At 53.6% G+C, this 17276-nt stretch carries 16 protein-coding genes; 11 read left to right on the top strand and 5 right to left on the bottom strand.

Translation table 11 applies throughout. The annotated features are described in order from the left end of the window. The 3 genes from PN477_RS18100 to PN477_RS18090 all read left to right on the top strand — a co-directional run. The coding region (locus tag PN477_RS18100; RefSeq protein ID WP_272118581.1) for a hypothetical protein at nt 1-278 on the top strand (278 nt) is incomplete at its 5' end. Nucleotides 279-676: 398 nt separating this feature from the next. Continuing rightward, complete coding sequence (locus tag PN477_RS18095) at nt 677-2293, top strand: MFS transporter (RefSeq protein WP_272118583.1); 1617 nt, start codon at nt 677-679, stop codon at nt 2291-2293. Between the two features lie 402 nt (nt 2294-2695). Then, nucleotides 2696-4909 carry a molybdopterin oxidoreductase family protein gene (locus tag PN477_RS18090; RefSeq protein WP_272118585.1) on the top strand — a complete coding sequence of 738 codons (2214 nt, stop codon included), beginning with the start codon at nt 2696-2698 and terminating at the stop codon, nt 4907-4909. A 17-nt stretch (nt 4910-4926) separates the two neighbouring features. Here PN477_RS18090 and PN477_RS18085 read toward each other — a convergent pair whose 3' ends face one another. Continuing rightward, a complete protein-coding gene (locus PN477_RS18085; RefSeq protein WP_272118587.1) occupies nt 4927-5133 on the bottom strand; it encodes a hypothetical protein in 207 nt (68 codons plus the stop codon). A 241-nt stretch (nt 5134-5374) separates the two neighbouring features. On the opposite strand from PN477_RS18085, the gene rseP reads away from it, so the two are divergent. Next, complete coding sequence (gene rseP, locus PN477_RS18080; protein WP_272118589.1) at nt 5375-6475, top strand: RIP metalloprotease RseP; 1101 nt, start codon at nt 5375-5377, stop codon at nt 6473-6475. Nucleotide 6476: 1 nt separating this feature from the next. Then, nucleotides 6477-7118, top strand: a complete 642-nt coding sequence (gene nth, locus PN477_RS18075) for an endonuclease III (RefSeq protein ID WP_272118591.1) — start codon at nt 6477-6479, stop codon at nt 7116-7118. Nucleotides 7119-7147: 29 nt separating this feature from the next. Here the strand turns inward: nth and PN477_RS18070 are convergent, their stop codons facing one another. After that, nucleotides 7148-8692 carry an ATP-binding protein gene (locus PN477_RS18070; protein WP_417158855.1) on the bottom strand — a complete coding sequence of 515 codons (1545 nt, stop codon included), beginning with the start codon at nt 8690-8692 and terminating at the stop codon, nt 7148-7150. Nucleotides 8693-9330: 638 nt separating this feature from the next. On the opposite strand from PN477_RS18070, the gene ychF reads away from it, so the two are divergent. After that, complete coding sequence (gene ychF, locus PN477_RS18065) at nt 9331-10422, top strand: redox-regulated ATPase YchF (RefSeq protein ID WP_272147521.1); 1092 nt, start codon at nt 9331-9333, stop codon at nt 10420-10422. 42 nt (nt 10423-10464) lie between these two features. Here the strand turns inward: ychF and PN477_RS18060 are convergent, their stop codons facing one another. The 3 genes from PN477_RS18060 to PN477_RS18050 are packed head-to-tail and all read right to left on the bottom strand — an operon-like array spanning nt 10465 to nt 13056. Then, a complete protein-coding gene (locus PN477_RS18060; RefSeq protein WP_272147519.1) occupies nt 10465-11253 on the bottom strand; it encodes an ABC transporter permease in 789 nt (262 codons plus the stop codon). A gap of 17 nt (nt 11254-11270) precedes the next feature. Continuing rightward, nucleotides 11271-12269 (bottom strand): glycosyltransferase family 2 protein, encoded by a 999-nt coding sequence (locus PN477_RS18055; RefSeq protein ID WP_417158856.1) that lies wholly within the window; start codon nt 12267-12269, stop codon nt 11271-11273. A 49-nt stretch (nt 12270-12318) separates the two neighbouring features. Then, a complete protein-coding gene (locus tag PN477_RS18050) occupies nt 12319-13056 on the bottom strand; it encodes a Mo-dependent nitrogenase C-terminal domain-containing protein (RefSeq protein WP_272121681.1) in 738 nt (245 codons plus the stop codon). Between the two features lie 125 nt (nt 13057-13181). Between PN477_RS18050 and PN477_RS18045 the strand changes: the two genes are divergently transcribed. From PN477_RS18045 to PN477_RS18025, 5 genes are all read left to right on the top strand, one after another. Then, the gene (locus PN477_RS18045) at nt 13182-13796 is read left to right on the top strand and encodes a nitroreductase family protein (protein WP_272121679.1); all 615 of its coding nucleotides are present in this window, start codon (nt 13182-13184) and stop codon (nt 13794-13796) included. A gap of 177 nt (nt 13797-13973) precedes the next feature. Further along, nucleotides 13974-15173, top strand: a complete 1200-nt coding sequence (locus PN477_RS18040; protein WP_272121677.1) for an NAD(P)/FAD-dependent oxidoreductase — start codon at nt 13974-13976, stop codon at nt 15171-15173. Between the two features lie 6 nt (nt 15174-15179). Continuing rightward, entirely contained in the window at nt 15180-15851 is a 672-nt protein-coding gene (locus tag PN477_RS18035) for an HAD-IA family hydrolase (RefSeq protein WP_272121675.1), read from the top strand. Nucleotides 15852-15905: 54 nt separating this feature from the next. Beyond that, on the top strand, nt 15906-16841 hold the full coding sequence (locus PN477_RS18030) for an Hpt domain-containing protein (protein ID WP_272121673.1): 936 nt from the start codon (nt 15906-15908) through the stop codon (nt 16839-16841). After that, the gene (locus tag PN477_RS18025) at nt 16838-17089 is read left to right on the top strand and encodes a hypothetical protein (RefSeq protein ID WP_272121671.1); all 252 of its coding nucleotides are present in this window, start codon (nt 16838-16840) and stop codon (nt 17087-17089) included. Before PN477_RS18030 ends, PN477_RS18025 begins: the two co-directional genes overlap by 4 nt. Nucleotides 17090-17276: the final 187 nt, after the last annotated feature.

Below are 17276 nucleotides of genomic sequence, written 5' to 3'. Positions count from 1 at the left end.
CATGGCGGATTCTGGGGCTGACTTATGCCCTCCGTCAAGACCCTGAGCAGTCGGCTCAGACGATGTTTGATGCCGATGAACTGAGGCTTTTATGTCTCCTCTCGGGTCAAGCTGTTGACTCTCTACGACAGGCTACTTTGGTGTTAGCGAAGTTAGTGAGTTTTGCTCCTTCCCAGAGGCAACCTCTGCCTGGGGTCAAAGTTCTGGCGACTGCCCTTGAGCGTTTCTTCTTTGCTAAGCAGGGGGCTCAGGCTCTTTCCAAACCCCTACAGGATTAGCTAGGGAGAGGGCTAGGGTGAGGGCTTGCCGGGATCTGGCTAATTTTGTCAGTCAACCAGGCCTTTGATCCACGGCGATCGCACTCTAATCTCACCCCCATTACTCTTTCCTGAATTCGACAAAAATCAGTCCGCTGGTCTGATTTTTTTTTGTCTGCAATTTTGCGGCTAAGACAGGCTCAAAGGTATGCGATCTTAAATAAAAAGTGATGATTTAATTGCATTTTGTTTATTTTTTTGTATCAAAAAACACGAAATATCTCAAATAACAATGTGATGCTAAAGAACATCAACACCAACCATTTTGAATACAGTCATTGATTCAAAATGGGGGAGATTAATCCTCTCGTTGATTCTCTCTATTTTTGTTGCTGTTTCGCCTAACTTTTATCATTGCAATGCTCACAGAAATACTGTCTTTTCGGGATCGATATCGCGTTTTACATTTAACCTGGTTTGCCTTTTTCCTCTCCTTTGTGGTGTGGTTCAATATGGCTCCCTTAATGACCACCATTAAGGAAGAATTTGACCTCGCCCAAGGGCAAGTCGGCACATTACTAATGTGTAATGTGGCGTTAACCGTTCCGGCCCGGATCATCATCGGGATGCTCTTAGATAAATATGGCCCCCGTTTAACCTATTCAGCCTTGTTAGTGTACGCAGCGATCCCCTGCTGGCTCTTCGCAACCGCAGGGGATTTCAATCAACTGGTGTTAGGTCGCCTGTTGATGGGGATCGTCGGTGCGGGCTTCGTGATCGGCATTCGGATGACGGCGGAATGGTTCCCCCCGAAAGAAATTGGTCTCGCCGAAGGGATCTACGGCGGTTGGGGTAACTTTGGCTCTGCGTTCGCGGCCTTAACTCTGGTGGTTGTTGCTGGCGCGTTGAGCTTTTTCCCCGGTTCCTTTGAATTGGCCACGGGTCAAGTGTTGAACTGGCGCGGTGCGATCGCCGCCACCGGCACGATCGCCGCTATCTACGGCTGTTTCTACTTCTTCAACGTCACCGACACCCCCCCCGGTAAAGTCTACCAACGCCCCGAAAGTGCCCGTGGCATCGAAGTGACTACGGTGAAAGACTTCTGGCTCTTGATGGCCATGAATGCCCCCCTCACCGGGATTCTGATGGTCTTGGCTTGGCGCTTGCAAAAAGTGAACTTCCTGTCCCCCACGGGCATGATGATTGCCTGGGTCGCCCTGGTGGGTTTGTATCTCTTCCAATCCTATAACTGCTGGGAAGTGAACAAAGACCTCCTCGCCGGCCGCAAACATTATGCCCCCGAAGATCGCTACAAGTTCAAGCAAGTGGCGATCCTTGAACTCACCTATATTGTTAACTTTGGGTCTGAATTAGCCGTTGTCTCCATGCTGCCGGCGTTCTTTGAAGGAACCTTTGGGCTGGATAAAGCCTTGGCGGGATTGCTCGGTGCGAGCTATGCCTTTGTGAATTTGGTGGCGCGTCCCGGTGGTGGTTTAATTTCTGACCGTTTGGGAAGCCGGAAAAATACGATGGCGATTCTGACCTTCGGGATGGGGATTGGCTATCTGGTGATGAGTAGCATTCCTTCCCTGCGGGATTCCCTTGGACTCTCTCAGATGCCGATGATTATCTTGGCGGTGGTGATGACGATGGCTTGCTCATTCTTTGTCCAAGCCGGTGAAGGTTCGACCTTTGCGATCGTGCCGTTGATTAAGCGCCGCGTCACTGGGCAAATTGCCGGAAATGTCGGAGCTTACGGCAACGTGGGGGCGGTGGCATACTTGACAATTTTGAGTATGTTGCCGGTGTGGTTAGGGGGCGGGGCTGAAGCTGGCCCGGCGATTATTGACCAAGCCAATGTGATCTTCTTCCAAATCCTCGGCGTGGCGAGTTTGATTGTGGCGTTCCTCTGCTTTTTTATCTTGGAAGAACCCCAAGGCTCCTTCGCAGAATTCCATGAAGGGGAAGCGGAAGTGGTGGCCGCCCATGGTCATCCCGCTTCGTTGCCGGATGATCAATCGGCTCGGATTCTCTAGACTGCTCGTTTATAGCCGTAGTCAGGTTGCTTAGGACAAGGGGATCTCTAGGAACAAGGGGCTTAAGCCCCTTGCCTGTCCTAACAATATTGACTACTGCTATAGATGCTTCAACAATTGACGGGTTGTCACGAAATATAGCGGTTTCCATCACCACGAGGAAGATCCCCCTCAATCCCCCTTGAAAAGGAAGATCCCCCTCAATCCCCCTTGAAAAGGGGGAGGAAGATCCCCCTCAATCCCCCTTGAAAAGGGGGAGGAAGATCCCCCTCAATCCCCCTTGAAAAGGGGGAGGTGGTGTTCTCATCTTTTCGCAATTCGCTATGATTCGTGCGCTGTCAATTGTTGGTGTTGATCGGTGACCCTATTTTTACGTTTAAAATTTCACGTTTACACTTGGCTATGATTGAATCCCATCGCACGCTTTGCCCCTATTGTGGTGTGGGCTGTGGCTTAGAAGTAACACCGCCTGCGATTCCTGGCCGTGGAACCCTGCGTGATGCCCAAGGGACTCCGATTTGGCGGGTGAAGGGCGATCGCGCCCATCCCTCCAGTCTCGGTCATGTCTGCGTCAAAGGGGCGACCATTGCCGAATCCCTGGAGCGCGATCGCCTTGAATATCCAATGGGGCGCGATCGCCTCGATCAACCCTTTGAGCGCATTTCCTGGGACGAAGCCTGCGATCGCATCGTCGCGCAAATCCAAACCACCCGCAACCATCTCGGCCCCGATGGGATCTGTATGTACGGCTCCGGCCAACTCCAAACCGAAGACTACTACACTGCCCAAAAACTCCTCAAGGGCTGTCTCGGTACTAATAATTTCGATGCCAACTCCCGCCTCTGTATGTCCTCCGCCGTCGCTGGCTACACCCAAAGCTTCGGCTCTGATGGCCCGCCCTGCTGTTATGACGACCTCGAAACCACCGATTTCGCCTTCATCGTCGGGGCCAACATGGCCGAATGTCACCCGATCGCCTTCAACCGTTTAGCGAAATACCACAAGCGCGATCGCTCAGTGAAAATGGTCGTCGTTGATCCCCGCCGCACCCCCACCGCTGACAAAGCCGACCTTCACCTCGCCATCAAACCCGGCACAGACATCACCCTCTTTAACGGCATCGCCTACCTCCTCCTCAAGTCTCGGAAGCTCGACACCTTCTTCATCGATGAATGTACCCGCCATTTCCCCGCCTATGCCGAAATTGTCCAACATTACCCCCCCGATGTTGTGGCCGCAGCCTGCGGCATTAGCGTCGGCGACCTGAAAAAAGTGGCGCAATGGTGGTCAAAATCCGAGCGGGTGCTGTCCCTCTGGTCGATGGGCCTCAATCAATCCTCTGAAGGAACCGCCAAGGTGCGCACCCTGATTAACCTGCACCTGATGACGGGCAATATTGGCAAACCCGGCGCGGGGCCCTTTTCCCTCACGGGTCAACCCAATGCCATGGGGGGCCGAGAAGCGGGGGGACTGGCCCATATTTTGCCCGGCTATCGGAGTGTGAAAAATCCGGAGCATCGGGCGGAACTGGAACAGGCCTGGGGGTTGCCAGCGGGTCGAATGTCGCCCAGGCCGGGCCGTGATGCCTGGGCGATGATCCAAGGCTTGGAACAGGATCAGGTGGGGCTGTTGTGGGTGGTGGCGACCAATCCGGCGGTGAGTATGCCGGATCTCAAACGGACTCAAGCGGCATTGTTGCGATCGCCCTTCACCATCTGCCAAGACTCCTACTACCCCACCGAAACCGCCGCCTATGCCCATCTCCTCCTCCCCGCCGCCCAATGGAGCGAAAAAACCGGCACGATGACCAATTCTGAGCGCGTCGTCACCCTCTGCCCCGCCTTCCGTCCGCCGCCCCGTGAAGCCCGCGCCGATTGGGAAATCTTCGCCGCAGTGGGGCGGCGTTTAGGGTTTGAGGCGCAGTTTACCGCCACCACCGCCGCCGAGGTCTATCACGAATTCACCCGCCTCACCGCTGGCCGTCCCTGCGATATGACGGGGTTAAATCACGATCGCCTCCAGGACTTTGGCCCGATTCAATGGCCCTGCCCCCAGGACAGCGAACCCCAATCCCACGGTGTTCAACTCTATACCAACGCCAGTTTCAACACCCCCGACGGTCGCGCCCAATTCGCTGCCTTCCATTCACGCGGCCTCGCTGAACCCCCTGATCCCAACTATCCCTTTGTGCTCACCGTGGGACGACTCTACGGCCATTGGCATACCCAATCTCGCACCGGCCGCATTGAAAAAATCGTCAAAATGCACCCCCATCCGACCCTCGAAATTCACCCCCGCGATGCTCGTACCTTGGGGGTGAATGATGGAGATTGGTTAGAGGTGCGATCGCGCCGAGGCTTCTGCCGCTTCCCTGCTCAGGTGACGAAAGCGATCGCCCCCGGCACAGTCTTTGCACCGATGCATTGGGGCGCACTCTGGGGCGACGATACCGAAGCGAATATCCTCACCCATGCCGCCGCCTGCCCCACTTCATTACAACCGGAACTCAAGGCCTGTGCTGTGCAACTCTTCCCCATTCAAGGGAATCGATCTCCAGTGCCTGCAACCGCTGAAGAACGCACCTTAGCTTTTAATCCGGTATTATCCCCACGTTAAGCCGGCCAGTCGCCTGCCTAACGTCCCCCCCGCGTGCTCAAGGTTGTTTGCCATAATGTGGCTTCGTGGGGAGTGACTCCCTCTTGGCGAAGTTGGGTCAGGGGTAAAACCACTAACACAGCCACAATCGTGCTGGCACAAAGCACCGTCATCCAGTCCCACGCTGTACTGTGGCTGATTACGTCATGGGTGCGGCGATTGAATTTGGTATACGCATTCAGCATGGCTTGATATCCTCCAAAGATTGCAGTGAATTAACTTCCATCTCCTAGTGTAGGAAAAAATCAGCCCCAAATGTAGCGTTTGTTACTTTTATCTAGAAAAGAGTGATTTTAGATACGGATTTTTTTCAAAAAAGTGGTGCGGAATGGGGGCGTTCCCGACCTCGCCCATCGCCCCACTGCGTAAAGATATGTCACAATAGGCCACGAAGTCTTTTGTACAGTCAGCCCCACAAATTAAACTATGTCCGTTTTGGCAGCGATCGCCGTCCTTGGCCTCCTCATTGCAGTGCATGAACTGGGTCACTTTGCCGCCGCTCGGTTGCAAAATATCCATGTCAATCGATTTGCGATCGGGTTTGGCCCGGTCTTGCTCCGTCACCAAGGCCCTCAAACAGAATATTCCCTCCGCGCCATTCCCCTCGGTGGCTTCGTCGGCTTTCCCGATGATGACCCCGATAGTGAAATCCCCCCCGATGACCCGAACCTGCTGCGCAATCGTCCGCTCCTGGATCGTGCGATCGTGATCAGTGCGGGGGTGATTGCCAACCTGATTTTGGCCTACGTGCTCCTCGTCACGCAGATCGCCACCGTCGGCATCCCGGAAGTGCATTTCAATCCCGGTGTGGTTGTCCCAGAAGTGATGACCACGGGCGATGTTCACGCCGCCGAAAAAGCCGGACTCCAAGCCGGTGATATTATCCTCGCCGTGGATCAAACCCCCCTCCCCCCTGAAGCCGAAGCCGTGCGCAGTTTGATGGCAACGATCCAGGCTTCCCCCAGTCAAGAGCTAACCTTGACGGTGCGCCGTAACCAAGACACCCTCACCCTCCCGATCATCCCGGAAGCGGGCGCGGATGGCCTCGGTAAAATTGGGGTCACCCTTTCCCCCAACCAAAACATCACCCGCCAACGCACCAGCATTATCGGCGCGTTCAGCAGCGGTGCGACGGAGTTTCAACGCTTGACGCGGTTGATTTTGATCGGGTTCGGGACGCTGGTGAGTAATTTCCAAGAAACGGCGGGCCAAGTGGCTAGCCCGGTGAAAATTGTTGAAATTGGCGCAAATTTAGCCGATTCTGACCTGAGTAGTTTGTTTCAATTCGGGGCGCTGATCAGTATTAACCTGGCGATTATCAATATTCTGCCCCTGCCGGCCTTGGATGGGGGACAGTTGGCGTTTTTGATCATTGAAGGGGTGATGGGTAAACCCCTGCCGGGCCGGATTCAAGATGGCATTATGCAAACGGGGATTGTGCTGTTGATGGGCTTAGGGGTGTTTTTGATTGTGCGGGATACGGTGAATCTCGCCATTGTGCAAGATCTGTTCCAAGAACGACCCTAGCATGGCGCGATCGCTCCCCAAACAACGAGCCAACGCGATCCTGCTGCGGCTCCATCACCTCTATCCCGATGCCACCTGTAGCCTCACCTATCAATCTCCGGTGCAGCTATTGGTGGCGACGATTCTTTCGGCCCAATGCACCGATGAGCGGGTGAACCTCGTCACCCCGGCTCTGTTTGCTGCCTATCCTGATGCGGCAACGTTGGCCGGGTGCGATCGCGACCATCTCGAAACCCTGATCCGCTCCACCGGCTTCTACCGCAACAAAGCCAAACACATCCAAGGCGCATGCCAAAAAATCGTCACCGAGTTTAACGGCCAAGTCCCCCAACGGATGGAAGACCTGCTCACCTTGCCAGGGGTCGCCCGCAAAACCGCTAACGTCGTCCTCGCCCACGCCTTCGGCATTCTCCAAGGGGTGACGGTGGATACCCATGTCAAACGCTTGAGCACCCGGCTCGGACTGACGCAACAGACCGATCCGGTCAAAATCGAGCGGGATTTAATGAAACTGATCCCCCAACCGGAATGGGAAAATTGGTCAATTCGTTTGATTTACCATGGGCGGGCGGTGTGCAAGGCGCGTAAACCGGACTGCGGCCACTGTGCGATCGCTGATCTCTGCCCCGCTGCGGGTCAGTAGCCCCTCGTGCTCCGGTGCTTGTATCCCCTCTAATCCCAATATTGCGGCAGTGTGAAAATAAAAGTACTCCCCTGACCAACCTCACTTTCTGCCCAAATAGACCCCTGGTGGTGGCGGATGATTTCTCGACAAATGGCCAAACCCAGACCCGTGCCTTTATACACATTTTGATCCTCGGTTTTAACCTGTTTAAAGCGTTCAAAAATGCGATCGCACTGCTCCGGGGCAATGCCTCGCCCTTGATCGTTCACAAGCACTTTGACCAGATGATCCTGGACTTCGGTGTGAATGGTAATAGCACTCTGGGCCGGAGAAAACTTAATCGCGTTGTTGATTAAATTGGTTAGAATTTGCAAAATTTGGTCGCCATCAACCCACACCTTCAACGTCGTTGGAATCTCGTGATAGTTGAGGGTGATTTCTTGTTTTTGGGCCATGGGCTGCATGGCGGCGATCGCTTGTTCAACCAGTTCCAAAATGGTGTAGCTCTTTTTTTCCATCTGTAACTCTCCCGACTCCAAGCGTTCTAAGTTCAACAGATTGTTAATCAGACGAATCAAGCGGTCGATATTCGTCGCGGCGATGTCAATTAATTGCTGGCCTTTGGGGTTGAACTCGCCCAGCTTGCCCGTTGCCAATAGCCGCACCGCAGCAGAAATTGAAGTGAGGGGAGTCCGTAATTCATGGCCTGCGATCGCCAGTAATTCATCTTTCCGCTTTGAAATTTTTTGCCGCTCCTGTTCCAGTTGATCCACCGCAATATACTTGCCCAAGCCCCGCGCCATTAACTCCAAAACATCCACTTCATGGGATTGAAAGGGATAGCCTCGCCGTTCCCCATCTCCGAAATAGAGCGTGCCAAACAGTTGACCATTCACCCAGATCGGGGTACTGAAAGAAGTGGCAATGGTAAAGGGCAACTGGTGGGAAAGGGGGTCAATGTCTTGGGGTTGAGTCTGCTGTAGCACAGCATAGGTTTTTTGAGAAATTTCTGACAGATGACCCATGATGTAATCCATGGGCAAAGCTAAAGCTGAATTTTGAGTTTTTTGGGCAATGACGTGAGTGCGATCGCGCTCCCCACGGGTAATCAGACCCATGGCCAAGCCAAACATTTGGCAACCCGTCGCTAAATGATCGTCAAAAATAGCAGCCACAGAATCATAGGTTCGAGTATCTAAACGATGGAGCGTTTTGAGGTTATGGCTGAATTTTTCAAGTTGAATATTTTGAGTTTGAAGTGACTGTTGAATGCGGCTCAGTTGAAGCTGAGTTTTAATCCGAGCCAAGACCTCTGATTTGATAAAGGGTTTGGTGATAAAATCCACAGCACCGGCTTCAAAGGCAGCGAGAATGTCTTCCTTATCTTTGCTTGCCGTTAAAAACAGGATGGGAATGGTTTCAAATTCAGGCGTAGATTTAAGATAATGACAGACTTGTAAACCATCCATTTCAGGCATCATCAAGTCCAATAAAATCAGATCCGGGTGTGATTTTTGAACACGGTCAATGGCTTGTACTCCACTTTGGGCAATCGTCACACGATACCCTTGGCGATCTAAAATAGATCCCATTATTTTTAAGTTCTGACTGAGATCATCGACCACTAAAATTAAAAAGTCAGAAGGATTAAATTCCGGCATGAAATCCTACTCGCTGCATATAATATTAACTGGATATGGCATTTTGATTTATCTTAAGATTTCAGTTGGGCATGATCACCACAAAAATTAAAATTTTTACTGGAGTCACAGAAACTATAGCGATCCTAAATCAATCCCAGATCTTATCTCCTGATCAACAAGGGGCTTAAGCCCCTTGCCTGTTCATGAATCAAAGAGGATTGCTATATCACCCAAAAACACTAATGATCTGGTGGGTTCAAGATTGCCTCACTGAGATGCACCCAAATCGCTAGATTTTCCTCATGAAAGAGCAGACGAGTTCCATGATTAGCCACTGTGCCAATGCAGAGTCACGAGGACGGTGAACCCCGTTAAACCAATTTTCCCTCAGATTTCCGAACGAGATGGACTATGGGAAGAGCGAGCACTCAATTGATTCGCCCTGCAACCATTGCAACATAGAATAGTTTATTCTGAATGAGCCGAAAAACTAATGCCGTCATTTTGCCTAGAGGTGGGATGTGGGGGGCGAGGAGCGATCGCAGATTGAGATATAGTGATCACTTGCTGTCCACTCAATCCTCACCATGCTCAGAGCCGGAATCGTCGGACTCCCCAACGTTGGAAAATCCACCCTGTTTAACGCCCTGGTCGCCAATGCCAAGGCCGATGCCGCTAATTTCCCATTTTGCACCATTGAACCCAATGTCGGCGTGGTTGCCGTTCCTGATCCCCGCCTCACGGTACTCGGAGATCTCTCCAAATCCAAGCAAATTGTCCCGACTCGCATTGAGTTTGTCGATATTGCCGGTTTGGTCAAAGGGGCAAGCCAAGGGGAAGGGCTGGGTAATCAGTTCCTTGCCAATATTCGCGAAGTGGATGCGATCGTCCATGTGGTGCGCTGTTTTGATGATGATGACATCATCCATGTGGCGGGTTCGGTCGATCCGGTGCGGGATATCGAGGTGATTAATCTGGAGCTTGCCCTAGCGGATTTGTTTCAAGTTGAACGGCGCATCGATCGCGTCCGTAAACAAGCCCGCGCCAATAAAGACGCTCAAGTTGAACTCGAAGTGCTGCAAAAATTGCAAACAGCCCTCGATGCGGGACAATCGGCCCGCCTAGTGGAGCTAGACCCCGAAGAAGCCGAACTGATTAAATCCCTCGGCCTCCTGACCCGTAAGCCGGTCATCTACGCCACCAATGTATCTGAGGATGATCTCGCCAGCGGGAATGCTTGGGTGAACGCGGTGCAAACGGTGGCAACCCAGGAAAACGCCAAGGTGGTGATTATTTCCGCTCAGGTGGAATCGGAATTGGTGGAATTGTCGGAGGAAGAGGCGGCGGACTTTCTCGATGCCCTGGGCGTAACGGAGGGGGGCTTAAAGTCCTTGATCCGAGCGACCTATGATCTGCTGGGACTGCGCACCTATTTAACGACGGGAGAAACAGAAACCCGCGCCTGGACGATTATCGCCGGTATGACTGCGCCCCAAGCCGCTGGGGTGATTCACACGGATTTTGAGCGGGGCTTTATTCGGGCGGAAACGGTGTCCTATCAAGATTTGGTGGCGACGGGTTCGATGACGGCGGCGAAGGAGAAGGGCTTGGTGCGCAGTGAGGGGAAGGAGTATGTGGTGCAGGAGGGGGATGTGATGCTGTTCCGGTTTAATGTCTAGGGCGACGGGATCGGGGCGATCGTACCCCCGGCCCCATTGCCCCTAGAACCGACGTTCACGGCGGAGCATCTGCTGATAGGACAGCCCACCGAGGATCAGCATGGCGATCGCAAATCCGGCCAAAATGCTTAGATGATCCCGAATCTCTGCCCCGGTCGCCCCGTCCGCCCAAACCCCCGTTAAGGCCTCGGTCATGTGAAAGATGGGGTTAAATTGGGCGATTGTGAGGAGAGATGCCGGGAAAATCATCGTTGGTAAAAACGCGCCCCCCAAAATCAGCAACGGCACACCAAACGCGGCGATCAGGGTATTGACATCCTCCGTGCGGCGGGCCAATTGCGTCCCCAACAGAAACCCCACCCCCACATAGGCCAAGACACTCAGCCCAACAATCACCACACCCAACCACCACGCCCCCACAAATCGCGCCCCCATCCCCCGCGCCACCCCATAGAGCAGCACCGTTTGACCGAGAGCGATCGCCCCCTGGGCCCCACAGATGCCCAGAAAATACCCCACCCCACTCAAGGGCGAGAGAAACAACCGTTTCAGGGTTTGCTGTTCCCGTTCCGCCACCAAGGTCGCCACCGTACCACCGACGCAGCTAAAAAATAAGGCCGCCCCGACGAGGGTTGCCGGAGCCGCCAATTCCAGCGCCAAGGACAGAGGCAATTCAGCGCGATCGGCCAAAATCACCCCCATCAAAATCAACACCGACAGCGGAAACACCCCCCAAAACACCAGACTCCGCCGCCGCCGCCCCATCTCCCACAAAATCCGCTGTGCCACCGCAACGGCATCACGGAAGGGTTTAAATCCACCATTGATCATAAAATTTCTGCTTAACCTCAACCTTTGTATTCAATCAGGGTGGCTTGTTTGCCGCGCCATTGGGTGAGCCAATATTGCAGTTGGCCGATCGCTTGGGGGAGTTTGGAGAGGACGGTATAAAAGGCGTAGAGGCGGGCGTGGGTGGGGCGATCGCGAAATGATTGGCGACGATAGCGATAGACTCGCCAGATCAAATAGGGATAGCCCAACCAGAGGAGCAGACTCAGGCCACGGGTGGGCCAGGCGAGGAGCAGCCCCAGCAGGGGAACCACGATCCCCCAGAGCCAGCCGCTTTTATATTGCCGCTGCATATACTGTTCCGGCGGTTGGCCATACATCACATAGCCTTCGGCCACAGCCCAGCCGCCCCGCACCGATCGCTTCCAAAATTGCTTAAATTGGGTCATTGCCGCATCGTGGAGGGTCATATCTGCGTCAAGGCGAAAAATCGTCCAGTCCTGTTGACGGAGACGAATACACATCTCCGGCTCTTCCCCACAGATCAGGCGTGGGTTAAATCCATTCACCCCTTGGAGGGCTTTGACGCGGGCGAGGGAATCGCCACCGCAGGCGGGGGCGGGGCCCACGGGGGTATTCCATTCCATATCGGCGAGGCGATTGTAGGGGGAGGCATCGGGGAAGCGTTCGCGACGACGACCACAGACGATCGCACAGTCGGGATTCGCGTCGAGGTGCGCGATCGCGGCCTCAATCCAGCCCGCCATCAATTCACAATCGCCGTCTAAAAACTGCACATAGTCAAGGTTGGGATCAGTCTCTAGGAGGCGATCAAACCCCGTGTTACGGCTGCGGGCGGCGGTGAAGGGAATTGACAAATCTAGGGCAATGGTGCGCACACCGAGGGCAGCGGCGCGGGCCATGCTGTCATCCGTTGATCCCGAATCCACGTAAACAATCGGCACATCGTCCGGCAAGCGATCGCGCAACGACTGAAGACACCGGATGAGGCGATCGCCCTCATTCCGGCCAATTGTCACCACACCAATCCGACTCATCATTCCCCCTCATCTCATCGCGTTCACCCCTCAATATACGGGGTGATTTTTAAATATACGGAGTAATATCCTCGCCCTGGTCATCGGCAAGATAGGACAACGCCCGAAACCGTAACCCCATCAACTGCTCATAGAGCGGATTAATCTTACACATCGGCGGAATATGGACGATTTTGTGGCCAAAAAGCACCACATCGCGCTCAAAGGGGCATTGAGGCGGCACCATCTTACAGATAAATCGCGCCACCCGTGGATCGTGCATATCCATCCCATCGAGCCAATCACGCACCGGATGGAGGGGATCAATGGCCGGCTTGGGCGGGTGGCCAGATTTCGGCGTTTTCGCTTTGATGATTTCCTCGGTCAAGGCTTCATCCACAAACGCATCATCGGCCTGGAGATCATGTTTCTCTGGATCGTAGAGAGTATGTTCTAACGACTTGAGGGCATCCACTTCTAAGCCAAGGGCCGCGAGAAACCCATTCACCACCTTCGACTCTTCGACGGAATAGACCCCATTAGCCAGGGCCATCATCACAGCAGTCCGCATGAAGTTTTCTGCGGTGGTGGGGTCGTCGCCTAGGGTTTGGGCCAGTTCAGCGGCGGAAATGGGTTTGAGATCACCGAGATCCGTGGCGGGGGCAAGATCGTCTTGGGTGAGTTGGGTAATCAGGTCTTGTTCTTCGGGGTCAAAATGACCGTCAGCCCAGGCAATGGTCAGCAGTCCCCGTAACCAAACGGAAACTTGGGCATCGGTATAGTGATAGGGTTGTGCCGGATTCGTCATCTGTTCGTTCTGTAGTGGTGCCGGGTTTGCGCAACGATCGCAAGTGTATGTCCATTTTACCCAGGCTCTGGAACCTCAAGTTCTCCTGGCATAATGGTTGATTGTTGCTAGTCAAAGGTGCTGCCATGATTCCGAAGCCCACTGAAACCACCTACCCGATCCATCCCCTGATTCGCGATCGCTGGAGTCCCCTCGCCTTTGACCCTCGCCCCGTCGAACCCGCCAAGCTCGGCAGTCTCCTCGAAGCGGCTCGCTGGGCCGCCTCTTGTTATAACGAGCAACCGTGGTTTTTCTTGGTCGCCACCGCCGATCAACCCGCCGAATTTGAACGGATGTTCAGTTGCATTGTCGAAGGTAATCAATCCTGGGCCAAAGCCGCTCCGGTGCTGATGCTTGGGGTGGCATCGCGCACCTTTGCCCGCAATGGCAACGAGAACCGCCATGGATATCACGACCTAGGGGCGGCGATCGCCAACCTCGCCATCCAAGCCACCGCCCTCGACCTGATCACCCACGCCATGGGCGGCTTCGACCCCGATCGCGCCCGTGCACTCTACCAAATCCCCTCCGGCTATGATCCAGTGACAGCGATCGCCGTCGGCTATCAAGGCGAACTGCGCCAACTGCCCACGGAGCAACTCCAACAGCGCGAAGCCGCCCCCCGCAGCCGCAAACCCCTAACGGATTTCGTCTTTACCGGCCAATGGAACCAAACTGCCCCCTGGTTAGCGCGATCGTAGGGGATGTTCAACCCTGAAAACCCAAGGGTTTAAGCTCTGGGCCAGTTCCGATCTGAATCTGGGATTGCGTCAGATCCTCTCCAGACGACCCGATCAATCGGTCAGGGTCGCCCATCGCCTGGCCGAGATTTAGCGGTGTGTCTTATCCTAAGAGTTGAAAACCTGTCTCCGGTAAAAATGAGCAAGCAGCCAATTCGTATCGGTATTCTTGGCGGGGGCTTTGGGGGGTTGTACACCGCTTTGCGCCTCAATCAACTGCAATGGAACGGATCAGCACGTCCGGAAATTGTGCTGATCGATAAAAACGATCGCTTTGTGTTTTCGCCGTTACTCTATGAACTCGTGACGGGGGAAATGCAAACCTGGGAAGTGGCCCCGCCCTATGAAGAAGTCTTTGCCAACACCGGCATCACCTTTCGACAAGGCACGATTACGGGGATTGACCTGGCGACGAAAACCGTTGAATTGGCGGATCAACCCTCGTTGACCTGCGATCGCCTCGTCGTTGCCCTCGGTGGCAAAACCCCCGTTGATGGCATTCCCGGCGTGAAAGAACACGCCTTCCCCTTCCGCACCCTCGGCGATGCCTCCCGCCTCCAACAGAAACTACGCCAGCTTGAACAGGACAAAACCGACCCGATCCGCGTGGTGATTGTGGGGGGAGGCTACAGCGGCGTGGAGTTGGCTTGTAAATTGGCGGATCGGTTGGGCGATCGCGGTAAAATCCGCATTGTCGATCGCGGTGAAGACATTCTTAAAGGTTCCCCCGCGTTTAACCGCAAAACCGCCCTCGCCGCCCTCGAAACCCGCAAAATTTGGCTGGATTTCAGCACCTCCGTTGAATCCGTTCAACCTGAAGCGATCGCTTTACTGTATAAAGAACAGGTAGATACGATTCCGGCAGATCTGGTGTTATGGACTGTGGGAACTGAAGTGGGTCAACTCATTCAATCACTACCCGTGGCCAAAACAGCCCAAGGCTTGATTCAGGTCAAGTCAACCTTACAAATTGAGGCCTTTCCCGATTGTTTTGCGATCGGAGATGCCACCGACTGTGTGGATGCCGAAGGACAACTGTTGCCCGCCACCGGCCAAGTGGCCCTCCAGCAAGCGGATTACTGTGCGTGGAATATTTGGGCCTCGCTGTGCGATCGCCCCTTCCTCCCCCTCCGATATCAACCCCTCGGTGAAATGCTCAGTTTAGGGGTCGATCAAGCCACCCTCTCCGGACTCGGCATCCAACTCACCGGGCCCGCCGCCTACCTCGCGCGACGGCTCGCCTACCTGTATCGATTACCCACCTTAAATCATCAACTGGCGGTGGGGTTCAACTGGCTCACACAACCACTCGTTAACGCATTGGCGCAACAGAATTAGGGGACTATGACGAAAACGAAAGTCATTTTTTTAGATGCCGTTGGCACATTATTCGGGGTGCAAGGGAATGTGGGCAAAGTGTATGGCAAAATCGCCCGCGAATTCAAAGTTCAGGCCCCATCGGATGCCATCAACGAAGCCTTTTACAAAAGTTTTAGCCAAGCCAGCCCCTTAGCCTTCCCCGATACGCCGTTGATGGAATTGCCCGAACGAGAATATCAATGGTGGTATGACATTGCCAAGATCACGATGGAATCCGTGGGAGTGTTGGATCAATTTGACGACTTTGATCACTTCTTCAATCGGCTGTATGGCTATTTCGCCCTCCCGGATGCCTGGTTTGTTTATCCTGATGTCAAAAAAATGCTCTATGCTTGGCGAGAAAATGACATCGAATTGGGGATCATTTCTAACTTTGATACCCGGATTTACGCCCTCTTAGACGTGTTTGGATTGACCAGTTACTTTAAAACCATTACCCTGTCTTCCGTCAGCGGCGTGGCCAAACCCAATCCTAAAATCTTTCAGGTGGCCTTGAGAAAACACCATTGTGCGCCCAACCAAGCGATGCACGTTGGCGATAGCGTAGAAAACGATTATAAAGGAGCCAAAGCAGCGGGACTCAGACCCTATTTACTCAAACGTGACCCGATTGTTATTCCGAATCCGGACGACTAAGGGCGATCGCCCCCTTACCCCAACAGACTCAATCCTTCGGGAGGAACACCAGCCTTGGATGCGGCCAACCAACAAAAAATCTTAGGATATTTCATTGAAGAAGCGAGGGAACATCTCGAAACCCTGGCAGAGGGTTTAATGGATCTTGCTAAGGTGATTAATGACCCTGAAGAAATTAATGAGCTATTCCGGGCAGCCCACTCGGTAAAAGGGGGGTCAGCAATGTTGGGCTATAACAGCATTCAACGCACCGCCCACCGCCTCGAAGACTGCTTTAAACTGCTCAAAGAGCATGATATTCCGGCTGATTCTAAGCTCGAATCCCTCTTTTTAAAGGGCTACGACACCCTCCATACGTTGATCGATCAACTTGAAAGCCCCTTTGGACTCCGGGACGAAGATGCCGACAAGATTACCGCCGCCGCTGACCCGGATTTCGCCGAACTCGAAGCCTATTTAAACCAACTGATTCGCGGTGGTGCGCCTGTTCCGACCCCGACTCCGTCAGCTCCGCCATTGGGACAGCGACCGGCGGCCCCAGCGATGACGATCGCACCTGAGCAGGAAAAGTTTAGCCACAATGTGACGGTGTTGCTTAAGGAAATGCTGCGCCTGTTTAAGCAAAAGCCCAGTGCTGACGGACGGAAGGAGTTACAAAAGCGCTGTATCCGCTTGTCGAAGTTAGCCCCGTCGGTGAAGATTTGGCAGCGGCTGACAAAAAATTGTTATCAGGCGATCGGTAATCCAAAATTTTCCTATCGTACGTTGGCTCCGATTGTGATCCAAGAGTTGAAACAGGCGAGCGATCGCATTACCCTCAACGAAGTCGATCAGATCACGATTAGCAGCGGTTTGAAGCAACTCGCAACGGCCAAAGTTCCCCAAATTTTGATTTCTGTCGAACCTGCTGCTGCTGCAAAAACGTTGCTGCGTACCTTTGACAAAAAGCAAGTGGTTCAACTTGTTAAATTGTTATCTGATGCGTCATGAGTGACATTTTTTGGCAAGTGGTACATGGTTTTTTTGCGGTTCTGGCCTGGAGTTTTCTGGGGGTTGTGGTCTGGCAACTGGTGGGGTTTGGGCGATCCGTTCGACAACGCGCCATGACGATGCATCAGATCCCCTGTACCCAATGTCAGTTTTTCACCAATCATCCCGCCCTCAAATGTACAATCCACCCCCAGACTGCGAATACGGAAACGGCGATCGCTTGTCGCGATTTTTGCGCGTTGGGTTGAGGATCTAAAAATGCCTGAGATTATCCTGACCGGGGGAAAGTGATCCGTTGACATACTCCCCCGTTAGATTGCTTTAGCAATTAACGGGGGATTCTTAGATTCACACCTAAGAGTTTCTGCTTCACAGATTGGTAACTAGGCAAAGCCCCCGTCCCATCATCTCCACAGACATTTTCAGATACGCCAT

It is taken from the genome of Spirulina subsalsa CS-330, from assembly GCF_028330765.1.
Taxonomy (GTDB): Bacteria; Cyanobacteriota; Cyanobacteriia; order Cyanobacteriales; family Spirulinaceae; genus Spirulina; species Spirulina subsalsa_A.
The sequence above is the reverse complement of the archived record's forward strand: the minus strand, read 5'-3'. Positions and strand labels throughout refer to the sequence as shown.

Coding starts and splice junctions, on each gene's coding strand:
- PN477_RS18050 (WP_272121681.1), bottom strand. CDS start 13,056: ATGACGAATCCGGCACAACCCTATCACTATACCGATGCCCAAGTTTCC.
- PN477_RS18035 (WP_272121675.1), top strand. CDS start 15,180: ATGACGAAAACGAAAGTCATTTTTTTAGATGCCGTTGGCACATTATTC.
- PN477_RS18045 (WP_272121679.1), top strand. CDS start 13,182: ATGATTCCGAAGCCCACTGAAACCACCTACCCGATCCATCCCCTGATT.
- PN477_RS18070 (WP_417158855.1), bottom strand. CDS start 8,692: ATGGGATCTATTTTAGATCGCCAAGGGTATCGTGTGACGATTGCCCAA.
- rseP (WP_272118589.1), top strand. CDS start 5,375: ATGTCCGTTTTGGCAGCGATCGCCGTCCTTGGCCTCCTCATTGCAGTG.
- PN477_RS18040 (WP_272121677.1), top strand. CDS start 13,974: ATGAGCAAGCAGCCAATTCGTATCGGTATTCTTGGCGGGGGCTTTGGG.
- PN477_RS18055 (WP_417158856.1), bottom strand. CDS start 12,269: ATGAGTCGGATTGGTGTGGTGACAATTGGCCGGAATGAGGGCGATCGC.
- PN477_RS18090 (WP_272118585.1), top strand. CDS start 2,696: ATGATTGAATCCCATCGCACGCTTTGCCCCTATTGTGGTGTGGGCTGT.
- PN477_RS18085 (WP_272118587.1), bottom strand. CDS start 5,133: ATGCTGAATGCGTATACCAAATTCAATCGCCGCACCCATGACGTAATC.
- PN477_RS18025 (WP_272121671.1), top strand. CDS start 16,838: ATGAGTGACATTTTTTGGCAAGTGGTACATGGTTTTTTTGCGGTTCTG.
- nth (WP_272118591.1), top strand. CDS start 6,477: ATGGCGCGATCGCTCCCCAAACAACGAGCCAACGCGATCCTGCTGCGG.
- PN477_RS18095 (WP_272118583.1), top strand. CDS start 677: ATGCTCACAGAAATACTGTCTTTTCGGGATCGATATCGCGTTTTACAT.
- ychF (WP_272147521.1), top strand. CDS start 9,331: ATGCTCAGAGCCGGAATCGTCGGACTCCCCAACGTTGGAAAATCCACC.
- PN477_RS18060 (WP_272147519.1), bottom strand. CDS start 11,253: ATGATCAATGGTGGATTTAAACCCTTCCGTGATGCCGTTGCGGTGGCA.